Source organism: Longimicrobium sp. (genome assembly GCA_036387335.1).
In the GTDB taxonomy this organism is placed as follows: Bacteria; Gemmatimonadota; Gemmatimonadetes; order Longimicrobiales; family Longimicrobiaceae; genus Longimicrobium.
In genome coordinates this window covers 15,243-31,118 of sequence record DASVTZ010000081.1, presented here as the reverse complement: position 1 = coordinate 31,118, position 15,876 = coordinate 15,243, and the positions used below count along the sequence as shown (strand labels likewise).

12 protein-coding genes are annotated in these 15,876 nt (G+C 70.7%); 9 read left to right on the top strand and 3 right to left on the bottom strand.

Annotation, left to right across the window (positions count from 1 at the left end; genetic code table 11):
* Window positions 1-80: 80 nt before the first annotated feature.
* Window positions 81-962, bottom strand: a complete 882-nt coding sequence (locus tag VF647_07225; protein ID HEX8451869.1) for a phosphatase PAP2 family protein — start codon at window positions 960-962, stop codon at window positions 81-83.
* 342 nt (window positions 963-1,304) lie between these two features.
* On the opposite strand from VF647_07225, the gene VF647_07220 reads away from it, so the two are divergent.
* Complete coding sequence (locus VF647_07220) at window positions 1,305-1,583, top strand: hypothetical protein (protein ID HEX8451868.1); 279 nt, start codon at window positions 1,305-1,307, stop codon at window positions 1,581-1,583.
* Window positions 1,584-2,138: 555 nt separating this feature from the next.
* Here VF647_07220 and VF647_07215 read toward each other — a convergent pair.
* Window positions 2,139-3,425 (bottom strand): aminotransferase class I/II-fold pyridoxal phosphate-dependent enzyme, encoded by a 1,287-nt coding sequence (locus VF647_07215; protein ID HEX8451867.1) that lies wholly within the window; start codon window positions 3,423-3,425, stop codon window positions 2,139-2,141.
* Window positions 3,426-3,766: 341 nt separating this feature from the next.
* Between VF647_07215 and VF647_07210 the strand changes: the two genes are divergently transcribed.
* Together VF647_07210 and VF647_07205 are read left to right on the top strand one after the other, a co-directional pair.
* Window positions 3,767-4,081, top strand: a complete 315-nt coding sequence (locus VF647_07210) for a hypothetical protein (protein HEX8451866.1) — start codon at window positions 3,767-3,769, stop codon at window positions 4,079-4,081.
* 159 nt (window positions 4,082-4,240) lie between these two features.
* Window positions 4,241-5,461: an ROK family transcriptional regulator gene (locus tag VF647_07205; protein HEX8451865.1), complete on the top strand. Its 1,221-nt coding sequence runs from the start codon at window positions 4,241-4,243 to the stop codon at window positions 5,459-5,461.
* 232 nt (window positions 5,462-5,693) lie between these two features.
* Here VF647_07205 and VF647_07200 read toward each other — a convergent pair whose 3' ends face one another.
* Complete coding sequence (locus VF647_07200; GenBank protein HEX8451864.1) at window positions 5,694-9,758, bottom strand: ATP-binding protein; 4,065 nt, start codon at window positions 9,756-9,758, stop codon at window positions 5,694-5,696.
* Here VF647_07200 and VF647_07195 point away from each other — a divergent pair.
* The 6 genes from VF647_07195 (at window position 9,757) to VF647_07170 (ending at window position 15,869) form a co-directional block, all read left to right on the top strand.
* Window positions 9,757-10,509, top strand: coding sequence for a creatininase family protein (locus VF647_07195; protein HEX8451863.1), 753 nt, complete (start codon window positions 9,757-9,759; stop codon window positions 10,507-10,509). The genes VF647_07200 and VF647_07195 overlap by 2 nt on opposite strands.
* 534 nt (window positions 10,510-11,043) lie before the next feature.
* Window positions 11,044-11,751 (top strand): hypothetical protein, encoded by a 708-nt coding sequence (locus VF647_07190; GenBank protein ID HEX8451862.1) that lies wholly within the window; start codon window positions 11,044-11,046, stop codon window positions 11,749-11,751.
* A 150-nt stretch (window positions 11,752-11,901) separates the two neighbouring features.
* Window positions 11,902-12,732 (top strand): hypothetical protein, encoded by an 831-nt coding sequence (locus VF647_07185; protein HEX8451861.1) that lies wholly within the window; start codon window positions 11,902-11,904, stop codon window positions 12,730-12,732.
* Window positions 12,732-13,304, top strand: a complete 573-nt coding sequence (locus VF647_07180) for an RES family NAD+ phosphorylase (GenBank protein ID HEX8451860.1) — start codon at window positions 12,732-12,734, stop codon at window positions 13,302-13,304. Before VF647_07185 ends, VF647_07180 begins: the two co-directional genes overlap by 1 nt.
* 142 nt (window positions 13,305-13,446) lie before the next feature.
* A complete protein-coding gene (locus VF647_07175; GenBank protein ID HEX8451859.1) occupies window positions 13,447-14,166 on the top strand; it encodes a YIP1 family protein in 720 nt (239 codons plus the stop codon).
* Between the two features lie 185 nt (window positions 14,167-14,351).
* Window positions 14,352-15,869, top strand: coding sequence for a TolC family protein (locus tag VF647_07170; protein ID HEX8451858.1), 1,518 nt, complete (start codon window positions 14,352-14,354; stop codon window positions 15,867-15,869).
* Window positions 15,870-15,876 lie beyond the last annotated feature (7 nt).

Genomic DNA, 15,876 nt, shown 5'->3' with positions numbered 1-15,876 from the left:
AAGCGTGATGGAGAACGCCTGCACCATAGGACGGACTGCGCCCGCGGAATTCCCTGCGCCGAGGAGTCAACCCACCTCGGTCACGCCGATGCGCGCGCGGCGACGGGCCCACGAACCCCGCGCAGGATCAGGGAAACGACGAGCACCGACCACAGCATCGCGGCCGCGATCAGCACCAGCCCCGCCCAGTGCGCATCTCCCAGCCGGTGGATCAGCGCGAGCGGGACGATCCCCGCGAGCACCATCGCCACACCCAGTGGTCGGCGCACGGGCGCGTCTCGCACGAACCGGTACTCCAGCAGCAGCGCCGGCACCCCGCCGAGCACGACCCCCAGCGCCTCCCGCTCGTACTCGCCCTTCCCCACCGCCCCGGCCACCAGCCCGACGACGATGGCGGCCATCCCGAGCATCCCCACCACCACGAAGCCCCTGAACGGCCGCCTCGCCAGCGACCCCTCCAGCCGCCGCCACGCCGGCCCGTACGCCGCCAGCAGCAGCGTCCCGGCGACGACGGAGCCCAGCACGTCCCCCAGGAAGTGCACCCCCAGGTACAGCCGCGAGACTCCAACCAGCACCGTCACCGCCGCGGGCACCCACAGCGGCACGCGCTCGCGCACGTACAGCACGCCCCACAGCAGCAGCGCAAGCAGCACGTGCCCGGAAGGAAAGCTCCCGATCCCGATGATCTCGTAGCGGACGATGGAAGGATCGTTGGGCCGGGGCGTGCTGAAGAGCTGGTTGAGCGCCAGGCTCGCGAGCGCGTTCACCACCACGACCCCGCCCACGGCGTACGCATCCCTGCGCCCCCACAGCAGCAGCGCGAGCGCCACCACCAGCACCACCCCCCACGGCGTCCCCAACTCCGACACCACCCAGAACCACACCGGGTGCCCGAGCCCAAACAATCGCTGCACCCACGCGATGGTCTCGTGCCTGAACAGCTCGCTGACGATGGGCGGCAAGGCTTTCCTCGCAAACGTTCATGGCGGCCGGCGCACATCGGCGACTGTATCGCAAGCCATGTGTGGATGCGAGGTGTGGGCCAGCGGAGAAGGCGCGCGTTCGCAAAGTCGAACCCAGCAGCGACCTGATCCGAACATTGGCCGACTTTATGCATCGCACCCGTAATAGGTGGCGCATGCCGCGACACCGGTCCACCCTCTCAAGTGAGGCCCAATGTTCCGCAACAAAGCATCTCCCCGAGACCCCGCTCCGCCCGGCCCGGCGCGTGCACTGAGGAGAACGCACGATGTCGGTACCGATCGCATCTCATTCGATATGGTTTTCGAATGCGGGTGCGATCCATGCCGATCTTAAGCGCTCTTGTCAGCTCGACCCCGCACTGGGTCGTCGTTATTTTAACAGGGATGGCTAGCTACATACTTCTTGTCCGCGGGACTGCCGCTATCTGTCAGGTCACCATCGTTTCCTTCACAAGAATCGTGGTGACGTACCACACCTCGAAGAAGGCAATCAGGTTGGCTCGCGAGAGCCAATTGCCGGAGATGATTCAGGCAGGCTCGGAAGATGACGGCAATCACGAGCAGGACGCCGGCAAACCCAAGAAAAAGCCCGGCAAGTAAGTGGACCCATCCGTGCCGCTCTGGTGTTCATCACCAGAGCGTTTTTACATGGGGGCTCTAAGACGACCCACCTACAAATCGTCCAGACTTCCGCTGGGAAAGGCGGGCTCGCCGTAGAGCACGCGGCCAATTCAGTACGGTCAACTCAAATCCAGCATCTGGGAAGCCTACCGTTCAGCCCCAGCTTGCAACAGAAAACACTACCTTTGATCTGTGGGGGGGCCTCACCCCGGCCTACCTCTTCTTTTTGCACACCTAGTACCCACCACCCCAATCTTTAGTCTCAAGGCGCGGTTGGCCCTCTCCAGCAGAGCGAACGCGGTACGGACACGTCGTATCCGTTGCGTGGGCTAGTTCGTGACGGGTGGTACGCCGAGTAGATGCTTTCGACCTTGCTCCGTCGAACTTCGCGCTCAATCACCTAGCCGACCCGCTTCGGGCGACCTTGACCACTAGCTTCAGCTGGCCTGATGATGAGCCGAACCTCTCCTTCGCCCACTGAGGGGACGTCTCCGCGAACTGATCAAAGTTGTTCAGTTAGGCTTTGGATCTCAGTCACCCCGGCTGCAGCACCTCCGCCGGCTGTAGCTGCCCGATCGCCTGCTCCAGCCGCACCAGCACGCCCTGGATCGCCTCGACCGAAGCGGCGCCGACGGAGAGGCGGAACCAGCCGGTGTCGTCGTGGAAGCCAAAGGATTGGAAGGGGATGACGGCGGCGCCCGCGCTCTCCAGCAGGAAGCGGCGGATGTCGACGTCGGTGTCAAGGGTGTGGCCGGCGGGGGTGCGGTAGCCACTGAGGGCGAAGCGGACGCTGAGGTAGATGGCGCCCTCGGGGGCGATGGCGTCCACGGGGAGGCCGCGGTCGCGCAGGGCGGCTATGCCGGCGTACAGCAGCTGCAGCCGCTCGTTCAGGGCGGCGCGGAAGCCGTCCAGGTACTCGTCCATCGCCGCGTCGTCGGCCAGGAAGCGGGCGACGGCCACCTGCTCGGCGCGCGGAGCCCAGGCGCCCACGTGGCCCAGCAGGCTCGCCATGCGCCGCGTCACGTCCGCGGGCGCCACCACCCAGCCCACGCGCAGCCCGGTGGAGGCGAATGCCTTCGAGGTGCCGTCCACGAAGATGGTGAAGTCGGCCATCGCGGGGCGCAGCGACACGGGGTTGACGTGCCGCACCCCGCCGAAGGTGAGCATCCAGTACACCTGGTCGTACAGCAGATAGAGCGGGCGCTCGCCCGGCCCGCGCCGCGCGTTCTCCTCCAGCACCAGATCGCAGATCCCGCCCAGCGCATCGGCGTCGAAGGCGGTGCCGGTGGGGTTGAGCGGTGAGTTGATGACGAGGAGGCGCGCGCCGCGGACGGCGTCCTCCAGCGCATCACGGGTGGGGAGGAAGCCGCTCTCCGGCCCACACACCACCGGCCGGCCGCGCGCGCTGGCGAGGTGGACGTAGTGGTTGTTGTTCCACGAGGGGACCGGGTAGACCACGATGTCGCCCGGGTCCACCACGGCGCCGTACGCGCCGTAGAGGCCGGGGCGCGAGCCGCCCGTGATCAGCACGCTCTCCACCGGGTACTCCAGTCCAAGCCGCCGGCGGAAAAGCTCCACCACGGCGCCGCGCAGCGCCGGCATCCCGTCCGAGGGCGGGTAGTTGGTCTCGCCCGCCCGCAACGCTTCGGTGATGCCCTGTAGAAGCGGCGCTGGGATGGGGAACTGCGACGAGTCGAAGTCGCCGACGGTCAGGTTGCACACGTCGGCCCCGGCGGCGACCATCGCCCGCACCTCCGCGGCGATGCGGAGGATCTCGGAGCCGACCAGGTGAGCCGCCCTCTCGGAGACGCGCAGGTCCATCGTGTTCTCTCCCTTGGTCCGATGCTCGCGGGCCGGTGCGGCCTGCGCTGGGCGCTGAGGATAACCGCCGCGAAGGGTCGTCCGCAACACGGGGCGGGGTGGGTCGCGGATGCCGCAACGGCGGGGCTCACGCGGAGGCGCGGAGACGCAGAGAGAGGTGCGAGCGAACAGGCGGCCGGCGGCGGCGGCTTGACAATATCGTCAGGATCTCTAACAATGAAACAAGCGGGAGGTCCGGCGGTATCAAGGTAGGGAACGCGGCCGCGCCTGGGCGGCCGAATCTGCCGACATGAATTTGGAAGCACGGCTTCCAATATAGGATTTCGACTCGATCGATCGTTTTGCTCGACGGCGTAAGCGCCACGCTCGCAACCCTCATCCCGGTTATCGTCATGGAGCTGACCCACGCGGACCTGGCAGGCGCGATGTTCACCACGCTCAAGGAGCTGAGGCACCTGGCGGAGCAGCAGTACGGGCAGCTCTTCGTCCCCACCGAGGTGCTGTCGAAGACCACGCTGCGCATGGTCGTGGAGCTGCGGCTGGAGGCGCTGGGGCGCGTGGTGCTGCACGCCGAGCGCGCGCGCCACTGGCAGCCCTACCGCGTCACCCGCATCGAAAACGCGAGCGAGGCCCGCGTCCTGCGCATCGCCATCTGAGGACCGCCGTCTCGAACGGAGACACGGAAAAGACACGGGGCAAGCGGCGAGATCCTCCTTTCGTTCTCGCCGTTTCCTCCGTGTCGCTGTGTGACGCCGCGGTTCGTTGTTCGTCAGCGTTCCGACGTCGCCGGCTCTCCCCGCGAGGCAATCCAGTGCATGCGTAAGATCGACACCCGCAACTTCAGCCGCGCCACCCGCACCACGCCCAAGGAGATCAACCGGCAGATCGCGCTCAACCTGGTCCGCGAGCACCAGCCGATCTCGCGCGCGGACCTGGCCCGGCACATGGGCGTGGCGCGCGGGATGGTGACGCCGCTGGTGAACGATCTGCTGGCCGAGGGGCTGATCTACGAAGGAACCACCGGGAACCCGCCGCGCGGCCGCAAGCCCACGCTCCTGCACGTGCGCTCGCACGACCGCCTCGCCATCGCCATCGACGTGCGGCTCAGCCAGACGCACGTGATGCTGTGCGACTTCAGCGGGCAGATGATCGCGCTGGAGCGCTTCGCCACGCCCGTCACGCCCGCCGAGTTGGTAGCCGAGATGGCGCGCCGAACGGAGCGGATGCTGGCGGACAATCGCGAGGCCGGGGAGTGCGAGGGGATCGGCCTGGTGGTGCCGGGGATGGTGGACCGCGTCACGGGCACGCTGGTGCACGCCCCCACGCTGGGCTGGCGCGACGTGGACCTGCGCGGCGAGCTGAGCCGCGCCACGGGGATGACGGTGCACATCGAGCGCGACGCCATCGCCTGCGCCCTGGCCAAGATGTGGCTCGGCCCGGCGGACGGAGGCGCGCAGGACAGCTTCGTCTATCTCACGGTGTCGGACGGTGTGGGCGCGGGGCTGGTGGTGAACGGCGAGGTGTTCCGCGGCCACCGCGACGCCGCGGGGGAGTTCGGGCACGTCCCGCTGGCGCTGGAGGGGCCCTTCTGCCTGTGCGGCTCGCGCGGGTGCCTGGAGGCGCACACCTCCACCTCGGCGACGATCGCGCGCTACCTGGGCCGCCCGCTCGAAGGGCGCGACAGCTACGCCGAGATCCGCGCCACGGGCCTTACCGTGAGCGACTTGGTGGCGCGCGCACGCGGCGGCGACGGGCGCGCCCTGGCCGCGCTGGAGGAGAGCGGGCGCTTCCTGGGGGTGGGGATCGCGGTGATCGTGAACGCGCTGAACCCGGCGCGCATCATCGTGGGCGGGGAGCTGCTGGCGGGCTGGGACCTGATCTCCCCCACGATGCACGCCGCCATGAAGGAGCGCACCCTCACCCTGGGCGCCGCCGCCACCCCCGTCATCCCCGAGCCCGCCGACGAACAGACCCGCCTCCGCGGTGCCGCGGCGCTCATCGTGGCGCCGATGTTCGCGGCGGCGGATGTGGGGTGAGGGGGGCGGGGGGATGAAGGGGGGGACCCCTGCTCGCCCGGCGGTTGAAACCGCTGCAACAACCGCGGGAAGCCTGCCTTCGCAGGCTCCGGGGGGGCGAGGCCGGCGCCCGGTCGCCGGGGGCTAAAGCCCCCGGCTGGAACTACGGGAAGACCGCTGAAGCGGTCTCGTGCAGCCAGGCATCAGAGCCCGAGTCCGCGAAGGCGGACTTTGTGCTTTTGTTGCAGCGAGTTCACTCGCCCGGCTCGCTCACCCGCAGCCGCAGGTGCACCGTCGTGCCCTCGCCGGGGGTGGAGTCGACCGTCACCTCGCCGCCCCACGACTCCACCAGGCGCCGCACGATGGCCAGGCCAAGGCCGGTGCCGCTGCTGCGGGTCGAGAACTGGGGCTCGAAGATGCGCGGCAGGAGCTCGGGGGGGATGCCTTCGCCCGTGTCGGCGACGTCCAGGTGCAGCCATTCGCCACCGCCGACCGGCGCGGCGGTGATGCGGATCTCGCCGCCGGAGCCGTCCATGGCGCCGCGGGCGTTCTCCAGCAGGTTGATGAGCACCTCCTTCAGCTCGCCCACACGCGAACGCACGCGGGGAGCGTCGGGCGGCACGTCGAGGGAGTAGAGCACCCCCTCCGCGCCGCCACCGCCGCGGTAGAGGGCGAGCGTCTCGCCGGCCACGCGGCCCACGTCCACCGCCTCCACACCCGCTGCAGTCTCGGCGGGGGTGCCGAAGCGCGCGAAGGCACGCGCGATCTCGCCCAGCCGGTCGATCTCGCCGAGGACGGAGTCGGCGTTGCGCTCCAGGATGGCGCCGAAGTCGCCGCGCCCGTCGGCGTAGGCGCGGCGAAGGTGCTGCACGGCCAGCTTCATGGGGGTGAGCGGGTTCTTGATCTCGTGCGCCACCTGCCGCGCCATCTCACCCCACGCCAGCACCCGCGCCGTGCGGATCTCGGCCGTCACGTCCTCCAGCACCACCACGGCGCCGGGACGCCCGCTGCGCACCGGGAGCGGACGCAGCCGCAGCCGGATCACGCGCCCCTCCACCTCCCGCTCCTCGCTCCACTCGCCCGTCGTCGCGGCGAGGTCGCTGTCCAGGAAGTTGCGCACCGCCTGCGCGACGGCCGCGGGAAGCGGACGGTCGTCGGGGATCGGCTCGCCGGGCTGCGGCATGGCGCCCAGGATCTGCCCGGCGCGCGGGTTGATCAGCGCCACCCGCCCACCCGCGTCCAGCGCGATTACCCCGGTTGCCGCCTCGGCGACGATGGCCTCGGTGCGACGCTTCTCGCCCACCAGCTCCGCCTGCGTCTCGCGGAGGCCGTGCACCATCTCGTTGAAGGCGTGGAAGAGGCGCCCGAACTCGTCGCTCCTTTCCTCGGGGAGGCGCACGGAGAGGTCGCCCTCGCCCACGCGCGCGGCGGCGAGGCTCATCCCCTCGATGGGCCGCGAGAGGGCGCGCCCCACGCCCAGCGCCAGGATCACGGAGAGCACGGCGCCCAGGAGGCCTGCCAGCAGCACCACGTCGGTCAGCTCGCGCTGGCGCCGCGCGATCTCGCCCGCGGCCAGCGGCGTGGGCGATGCCAGCACGTCCGACGCGGCCAGACGGCGGTACGCCACCAGGTACGGCTGCCCGGCGAGGCGCCGCTCCTCGCGCTCCTCCACCGACTCGCTCACGGCGAATGCGAGGTAGGTGGACGGCGCGAGCCAGGTGTGGTAGAGCCCCAGGTCTATCACCTCGGGCGACGCGGCCTCGGCCAGGACGCCGTGGTGGTAGAGGAGGAGGTCGATGCCGATGTGCTGCGACACCTCGGCCAGCGTGGAGCCCTGCACCTCGGCCACGGCCTGCGTGAGGCCGCGCTCCGCCACCGCCGCAGCCGTCCTCACCACCTCGCGCGAGAGGGCGCGGTACGCCGTGCCACCGAACGCGGCCATGGGGAGGAGGAAGAAGGCGAAGAGCGCGATCGTGAGCTGCCCGCGGAAGCTCCACACGCGCCGCCACTGGCCCGATGCGAGCCCCAGCGGTTCGCCGCAGAGCGTGCGCGCGGCGGCCCAGAGCGCCACCAGCACGCCCAGGATCAGCACCTGCGCCAGCAGCGCCCTCGCCGCCAGGATCTCCGTGGAGGGCGAGGGCACCAGCAGATGCGCGTGCTGCGCCCCGCTGGGGAAGCTGACCGCGGCCTCGCTTCGCCACCCCTGCTCCGCGCGCACCCACCGCATCCGGCCGGGCGGAATCGCGGGGCGGCCGGCGGCGGGAGCCAGCGAGAGCGCCACCGCGTCACCGGCGCCGGCCTCCTCCTCCGGATCGAGGAAGCGGGCCAGCGCGGTGGAGCGCCCCAGGTGCCGGCGCGGCGGCACCGCCACCGACACCGTCTGGCCGCCCGGCAGCGTCACCGCCAGCAGGTACTGGAGCTGGTCCGATCCGGTGAAGCGCTGCACCAGCGGCTCCTCCGCCTCGCGCGCGGCGCGGAGCACCTCGGCGATGCGATCGGCGGGGATCTGCGCGTCGCTCAGCCGCAGCTCGGCCGCGGGGCTCTCCCCCGTCCACAGCGTGACGCGCGCCTCGTAGCCCTCCTTCGCCAGCCCGCTTTCGACCCAGGATTGGTAGAGGAGGCTCACCCCCTGGCGCCCTTCGGCCGCGAAGAAGAGGACACGCTCCGCGAACTGGCGCAGTAGGAAGTCGAGGAAAGGATCGGCCTGCGTCCCCAGCCGCCCAAGGTTGCTCTCGGCCTCGGCGAGGCGGGCGTTCTGGTGCATGAGCCAGAGGTGCGGAAGCGCCACCGACCCCGCGATCCACCCCGCTAGCGCCCAGGGAAGGAGCGCCCCCCGCCCCGCCCCGCGCCGTCCCACGCCCGCCGCGGCCAGCGCAAATGGGACGGCCCAGAGCGCCGCCGTCCAAGGCGGGAGCTCGCGGCCCGGCCGCCACCAGAGCACCACCGCCGCCCCGAGCGCCACCGACAGCACCGCCGCCCCCACCACCAGCCCGCCGCGCCATCGCGGCGACTCGCGCCCCTCGCCCTCGCCCAGCAGCGCGCGCAGCGGGAGCGCGGCCAGGAGCGCGGTCGCGGCCACGAGCGCCAGCCCGCCTGCGGGGTGCGCGGCCAGCGCCCCCGCCGCCGCCGACGCGCGCACGAGCGCGATCGCGCCCACCAGCGCACCCGCGGCCACCAGCGCCCGCGCGGCCAGCGGCACCCGGTCCGCCAGCGGCAGCGACCGCGAGCGGGAGAGGAGCCACACCGCCAGCGCAGCCAGCACCACCAGGAGCTGCCCCAGCGTGGGATCGCCGGGGAGCGGGATGACGAAACCGAGCGGGGAGAAGAGGTCGCCCGTCGCACCCATCGCCCCCCACGGAAGCACGTAGAGGGCGGCGGCGACGGCGGCCAGGGGCACGCCCCAGCCGCGGTCCCCGCGCGCCCAGGCGATCCCCAGCAGGGCGACGGCCGCCAGCCAGGCCAGCGCCACCGCCCAGCGCCCGCGCAGCACGATGCGCTCCCGCCACGTCTCCTGCGTCAGCGTGGCGAAGACGACGCTCAGGATGGGCCCCTGGTACCCCGTCCAGTCCCACGCCGAGTCCTGCGGCGCGAACTCGGGCGTGGTGAAGCGCGGCGCCACGCCGTACCGGCGCGCGAAGGTCTCCGCGTACGGCGGCGTCCCCTCGCCCACCTCCACGTGCGCCTCCAGCAGCTGCGCCGCCACCGCCACGCGCCCGTTGGCGAGGCGGTTGGTGAAGTACAGGTAGCCGAAGAGCGGCCCCGCGGAGTACGAGTAGAAGTGGAGCCCCGCGCGCACCGAGTCCGGCACGGTGCCGCGATGCTCCCCCGCCCACACCAGCGGCGACCCGTCCGGCTCGTACACGGCCAGCGCGGTCACGTTGCGCTCGCGCCGGATGCGCTCCATGCGGGCGAAGAGGGCCGTGTTCGCCGCCCGCACGCCACCCGCCGCGCGCGCCGCCTCCGCCACGGCGAGGGTGTCGCGGTCGAACATGTCGTCCAGACCCTGCTTGACCTCCGCGCCCACGCGGTTCTCGGCGGCGAAGCGCACGCGATCCCAACTGCGCGCCCCTTCCCCCAGGCGCAACTGGAACGATGCCCCTATACTGACGCCCAGCGCGAGCGCCATCGCCACGCTCCAGCGCCAGCGGGGAGCCACCTCGCGCGCCAGCGCGGCCCAGAGAATGCCCCCAGCGGCGGCGGCGGCGAGCCACACCGGCGACAGCAGGAGGATCCACGCGGCCAGCGCCAGCGTGGCGCCCCACGCCGCGGCCCAGGCGAGCGCCTGCGGGCGCCGCACCCTTTCAGCCCAGCGCAGCATGACCCCCGATCCCCGTCCCGCGCATCCGGCCTACGCCCTCGACGACCTCCCATGGAGCGAGGTGGCCGCGCGCGTGGCCACCGAGCGGCGGCTGATCCTTCCCATCGGCGTGTGCGACCAGTACGGCCCGCACCTGCCGCTGGGCGCCGGCACCCGCGTGGTGGAGGCGCTGGCGGACGACCTGGCGCGGGAGTTCGGCGTCTTGCGCGCGCCGGTCTTCCCCTTCGGCGTCAACGTCCCCGCCGAGGCGGACTACGCGGGCACGGCGGCATTGCGCGCGAAGACGCTGCACCGCGCGCTCAACGAGGTGGCGGCGGCGTGGGCGGCGCACGGCTTCAACGAGTTCATCGCCATTACCGCCTCGCCGCATGACCCGCACGTGGAGGCCATCGCCACCATCCGGGCGCCTCACGCGCGGGTCCGCGTGGTGGACGCGCTCTCCGTGGATCTGTCTCAATTCGTGGAGGGGTCGGGGGGGCCCGAGCACGGGGGCGAGGCGCTGACCTCGATCCTCCTGCACCTGCACCCCGAGCGGGTGCGGATGGAGGACGCCAAGGACTTCCGCATGGGCGTGGACGAGTTCCGCCGCTTCACCCGCGGCCAGTTGAAGCGCCTCCCCGCCGGCTGCCCCGGCTCCGTGGGCGAGCCCACCCGTGCCACGGCGGAGAAAGGGCGGCGCATGTACGAACATATCCTTCAGAAGATACGTCACAAGGTCTTTATCGCGCCGCCGCGGGATGAGGAGGAGTGAGGAAGTGCGTGAGTGCGTGAGTGCGTTAGTGCGGGGAATGGGGAATGGGGAATGGGAATGGGGAATGGGGCCGGCGCTGGAACGCCTGCATCCAACGCCGGGGGATGAATCCCCCGGCTGGAACCACGCGAAGCCCGCTGAAGCGGGCTGTTGAGAGCCAATTTTGTCATCCTGAGCGACGCGCCTCTCTGACCCTGCCCCGTCTCCAACGCTTGGCGCGGAGGGAAGGATCTACTGCGCGTACCGAGGGCCACGTCCCCGCTCACCGTCCCCTTGCCTCGCCGGCTAGATCCTTCATTCGCCGCAGAAGTGCAGTGCGCCGCAGATGTTAGGGCAGGTGGCTCGCTCAGGATGACATAAGAGGGGGAAGCCACGGCCCCACGCACTCACGCACTCACGCACTCACGCACTTCCGCCCGGAGCCCGCCCCTTGCATGGGGAAACACCACACTCCCCTGCGGGGTACGACGTTACGGAACCCGCACGGGCGGGACCTCACATGACGGGGCGCCGCGGCGTCCCCGGGAGAAGATGATGAACAAGCAGAGTACGAAGCTCGTCCGGATCGCGCTCGCGGTACTCGCGGGGCTGGCGCCGGTTTCCGCCGGGGCACAGGCCGGCGCGTCGGACCAGGGGACCTTTCGCGTCTACGTGGGCGACCGCGAGGTGGGGACCGAGGAGTTCACCATCCGCCAGATCGGCAGCGGCGAGACCTCCGAGTTCACCGCCAACGGCCGCGTCTCGCTGCGCCTGGAGACGGGTACGCTGGAGCTGACTCCGCGCCTCCGCGCGCGCGGGCTCTCCGCCGATCCCGCCTCGTACCAGGTGGACGTCGGCGGCGACTCGCCCCGGAAGATCGTCGGGAACGTGGGCGGCGGCCGCTTCAGCGCCCGCATCGTGACCGCGGCCGGCGAGCAACTCCGCGAGTACGCCGCCAGCACCGGCGCGCTCGTGCTCGACGAGGGGGTCGCGCACCACTACTTCTTCCTGGCGCAGCGGCTCCGCTCGGGGCGTGTCCCCATCATCGTGCCCCGCGAGAACCGCCAGGTGATGGCCACCGTCACCTCGCGCGGCGAGGAGCGCGTGGACATCAACGGCACGCAGGTGAGCCTCTACCACCTCGTGGTGCAGCCCGCTGGCGCCGGCGTGCAGCACGTCTGGGTGGACGCCCTCAACCGCGTCATCCGCGTCGAGATCCCCGACCGCGGCTACCGCGCCGTCCGCACCGAGATCCCGCGGTAACGATCTCGGTCCTCCGCGAATGCCGTCGAACAGCGTCCGTGCAAACTCCTGCACGGGCGCTGTTTCTTTAGGGTTGCTCGACGGGAGTTCAGCGCGTAACTTGTAGATGTGCATCTCCAGTGGGTACACAACAACTGCAAGGCGGGGCGGATGGCGCGCAAGGGATACGGTGCAAAGGTGCCCGATTCAAGCAAGGGCAAGGGCTCTGCTTCGGAGCCGGTGCCGGGGTCGCGTGGCGAGGCTGCGTACACGTATGGCGTCCCGCGTGGAACGAAGCGCGTTGCTGTACGCGAGAAGCAGACGGATGCGTTCAAGATGTTCCAGGGGCAGCAGGGCACACAGGTATTCTACCAGGATGCCGGAGTGGGCTCGGCGCGCGCAAAGGAGAAGCGAGTTTCCGCGAAGTCGTTTCGTGAGGGGATCGAGCAGTCGCTGCAAAGCCGGGCGCTGGAGGTCTTCCGCGCCGCCCTCGAGCGCATGACGCCGGAGCAGCTTCAGCATGCGGTAGGAGCTTCGACGGCCGCGGGAACGATCGTCGAGGTCCTGAGTGCGTCTCCAGACGTCGGGCTGCGCAAGGAGACGGCAATGACACGGGCGCTGGCCCGCGGGGCAGTCGCCAAGCAGGAGATGATCCAGGAGTCGGGTGGCTGCTTCTCGTCCAGCCAGGTCGCGAAGCTGCTCGGCATCACGCAGTCCGGCGTGAACCTCCGCCGCAGCCGGAGCGGGATACTCGCCGTTCCGCTCTCGGGCGGCGAGTGGGGCTTTCCCGCACGACAGTTCCAGGATGGAGATCTGCGCCCCGGCCTCGCCGAAGTGCTGCGCGCGGCCAGCGCCATGAGCCCGTGGGTTCTTCTTTCGATCCTGCTCGATCCCGTTCCCGGTTCCGAGGATACGGTCATCCTCGACGCGCTGGACCGGCCCGAGGTGCTCGAGGACGTCCATAACAGGATAGCCACGTACGGTCAGCAAGGCGGGTCCTGATGGCGATCCCGGTGCCGCGAGAGCCTCCTCTGGTCAGCGTCCCGGTGTCGAGGACACTCTGGCGTGTCCACTGGAGCGATCTAGGGCCCATCTGGTACGGGCCGGGCGAAAAGGCTACCCACCGTTTCGACGATCCGGCGCTCCACTATGGCGTGCTCTACCTGGCGGAGACCCCCGGAGTGGCCGTGCTGGAGACGCTGGTACGCGGCTCGTCGTGGTGCACGGTGGATCGGCGGGAGTGGAAGAGCCGCTCGATTGCCCGCGTGCGGCTGAGGGAGACGCTCCGGGTGCTCCAGTTCGAGGGGAGGCGCCTCCCCGAGTTCGGGATCGGAGCGGATCGAGCACACGCGGGATCGTACGTCGAGTGCCAGGCGCTCTCCGCTGAGGTGCACGCGACGTTGCCGAACGTCGATGGGATTCAGTTCCGTTCACGCTGGGACCCGAGCTGCCTCTGCTGGGCGGTGTTCGACCGCGCGGCGCACAAGATCGCCGGAGCGGAGCCCCCGGAGCCGCTGCACGGAAGCGCGATCGGCGATGAGGTGCTGGACACATACCCGATCTTCGTAGCCTGAGCGACCCCACCCTCCGCGGCTCCGCGTGAAACATTAGGGATGCCCGGCCACGTACCGGACGCCGAGGGAATTACGTTCGGCGCACATAAGCATTAGATTGTGGCTTCCCTCCGCATCGCCCCAAACTCCTCCTCATACGATCATGTCCTCCATCGAAGCCCACGCACCCGTCCACTCCGAGGTGGAGGCCGCGGGCCCCGGCTCGCTCGGACGCCGCATCCTGGACACTTTCGTCTCCCCGGGCGAGCTGTTCTCGCGCCTGGGGCCAACGCCGCCCTGGCTCGACGTGCTCATGGTGGCGGCGGTGGTCACCACCCTGGTTATGATCCTGATCCCGAGCGAGGTGTGGGTGGCATCCTCGCGCGAGGCGTGGAACAACCTGGAGCCCGCGCAGCGAAAGGCGATGACGCCGGAGGCGATGGCCCGCATCGCCCGCATCACGGGACCGATCGGCGCGTTCATCGGCACCTTGATCATGGCCTTCATCGTGGCCGGGCTGCTGAAGCTGGTGTTCGGGGTGATGATGGGCGGCGAGGCGACGTTCGCGCAGTACCGAAGCGTCGTCTCGCACGCGGCGCTGATCAGCGCGCTGGGGATCGCGGTGACGCTCCCGATCTGGATGATGACGGGGGACATGAACACGCAGCTCAACGCGGCCCTGCTGGCGCCCGACCTTCCCAAGGGAGTGGTGCACTCGCTGCTGCAGGCGCTGGCCGTCTTCAACATCTGGTGGCTGGTGGTGCTGGCGCTGGGCGTGGCCGCCGTCAACCGCGGCAAGGTGTCGATGGCCGCCGCCGCGGGGGTGATCTTTGGAGTGTTCTTCGCCATAGCCGCCGTAGGGGGGCTGATCGCGGGGCGCTGAAAAGTTTGGAAATGAGGCCGTAAACCGTTATACTTCAATGCAGTAACGCCCGGCGTCCACGGGGGTCCTTCCCCCGGGCGCCGGCGCGCGCGACCCGCTGAAACTTCTCTCTCCGGCACCCCGTAGGGGCGCCATCCGCGGTGCACTCGCACGCGCAGCATCCGCACTTCACCGGCAACACTCCTATGCACAGCCACCGCCGCCACACGGGCGCCCTGGTCTTCGCGGCCCTGGCCGTCCTCGCCTCGCCGCTCGCAGCGCAGCAGCCCACCGGCCAGCCCGCACGGCAGCAGGACGGGCTCACCCTCGAAGAGGCCGTGAACACGGCCCGCGCGGGCAACCCGGACCTGCTGGCCCAGCGCAACGACCAGCGCGGTACCCGCGCCGCCGTCCGCGCCGCCCGCGCCGACCTCTACTTCCCCTCCGCCAACGCCCAGGCCGACTTCGGCTACACGGGGAGCGGCGTGCAGCGCTTCGGGAGCGAGGTGTTCGGCGTGCGGCCGCAGTACTACTCCTCCGGCTACTACGTGGGAATCGGGTACGAGCTGAGCGGCGCCAAGCTGATGCAGCCCCGCATCGCGCGGGCGCAGGAGAACGCGACGGCGCGGCGGGTGGAAGGGTTCGAGGCCAACATGGTGAGCCAGGTGGCGCAGCAGTACCTCACCGCCCTGCAGGCCGGCGAGATCGCCGCGCAGGCGGAGCGCGAGGTGGCGCGCACGGTGGAGCACGAGCGGCTCGCCAAGGCCCGCCTGGAGGTGGGCGCGGGGACGCCGCTGGACGTGCGCCGCGCCGAGGTGCAGCGCGGCCAGGCGGAAGTGGCGCTCCTGCAGCAGCGGAACGCGCACGCCACCGAGGTGCTGCGGCTGGGGCTGGCGATGGGCCGCTCCATCCCCGCGGACACGCGCCTGACCTCCAACTTCACCCTGTTCGAGCCGCGCTGGACGGCGGAAGAGCTGGTGGCGATGGCGCAGGCGAACAACCCCAACCTTGCTTCGGCGCGCGCCAACGTCTCGGCGGCGCGCACGGGGATCCGGGCGGCGCGCTCGCAGTACCTGCCCACGCTCAGCTTCAGCGCGGGGTTCCGCGGGTCGGTGTACAGCGCCGGCAACCTGAACCCGCTGTACGACGACGCGCTCGGCAACACCGGCGCGCGCTACGAGGGGTGCCTGCAGGGGAACCAGCTCGCCACGCTGCTGGGCCAGCCGCAGCGGCCCTGCGGCCAGTACGACGTGAACAACCCGGCGGTGGCGGACAGCGTGCGCAGCGCCGTCAAGGACGCCAACCCGCGCTTCCCCTTCGGCTACGAGCGCCAGCCGCTCTCCGCCGGCCTCAGCTTCTCCCTCCCCATCTTCAACGGCCTGCAGCGCGAGCGGCGGATCGAGGAGGCACGGGTGAGCGCGCAGGACGCCGAGCTCCAGGTGCGCATGCAGGAGCTGCAGCTTCGCACCAACGTGGAGACGGCGCTCCTTACGCTGCGCACGGCGTACGGCGCCGCCCAGCTCCAGGAGCAGGTGGTGCAGCGCGCCGGCGAGGAGCTGCGGCTGGCGCAGGAGCGCTTCCGCTTCGGCGCCACCAGCTCCGTGGAGGTCACCGACGCGCTGACCTCGCTTCGTGAGGCCGAGCGCGCCCGCATCGATGCCGTGTACAACTTCCACAAGTCGCTGGCCGCGCTCGAGGCGCTGGTCGGACGCTCCCTTCGCTGAGGCACCG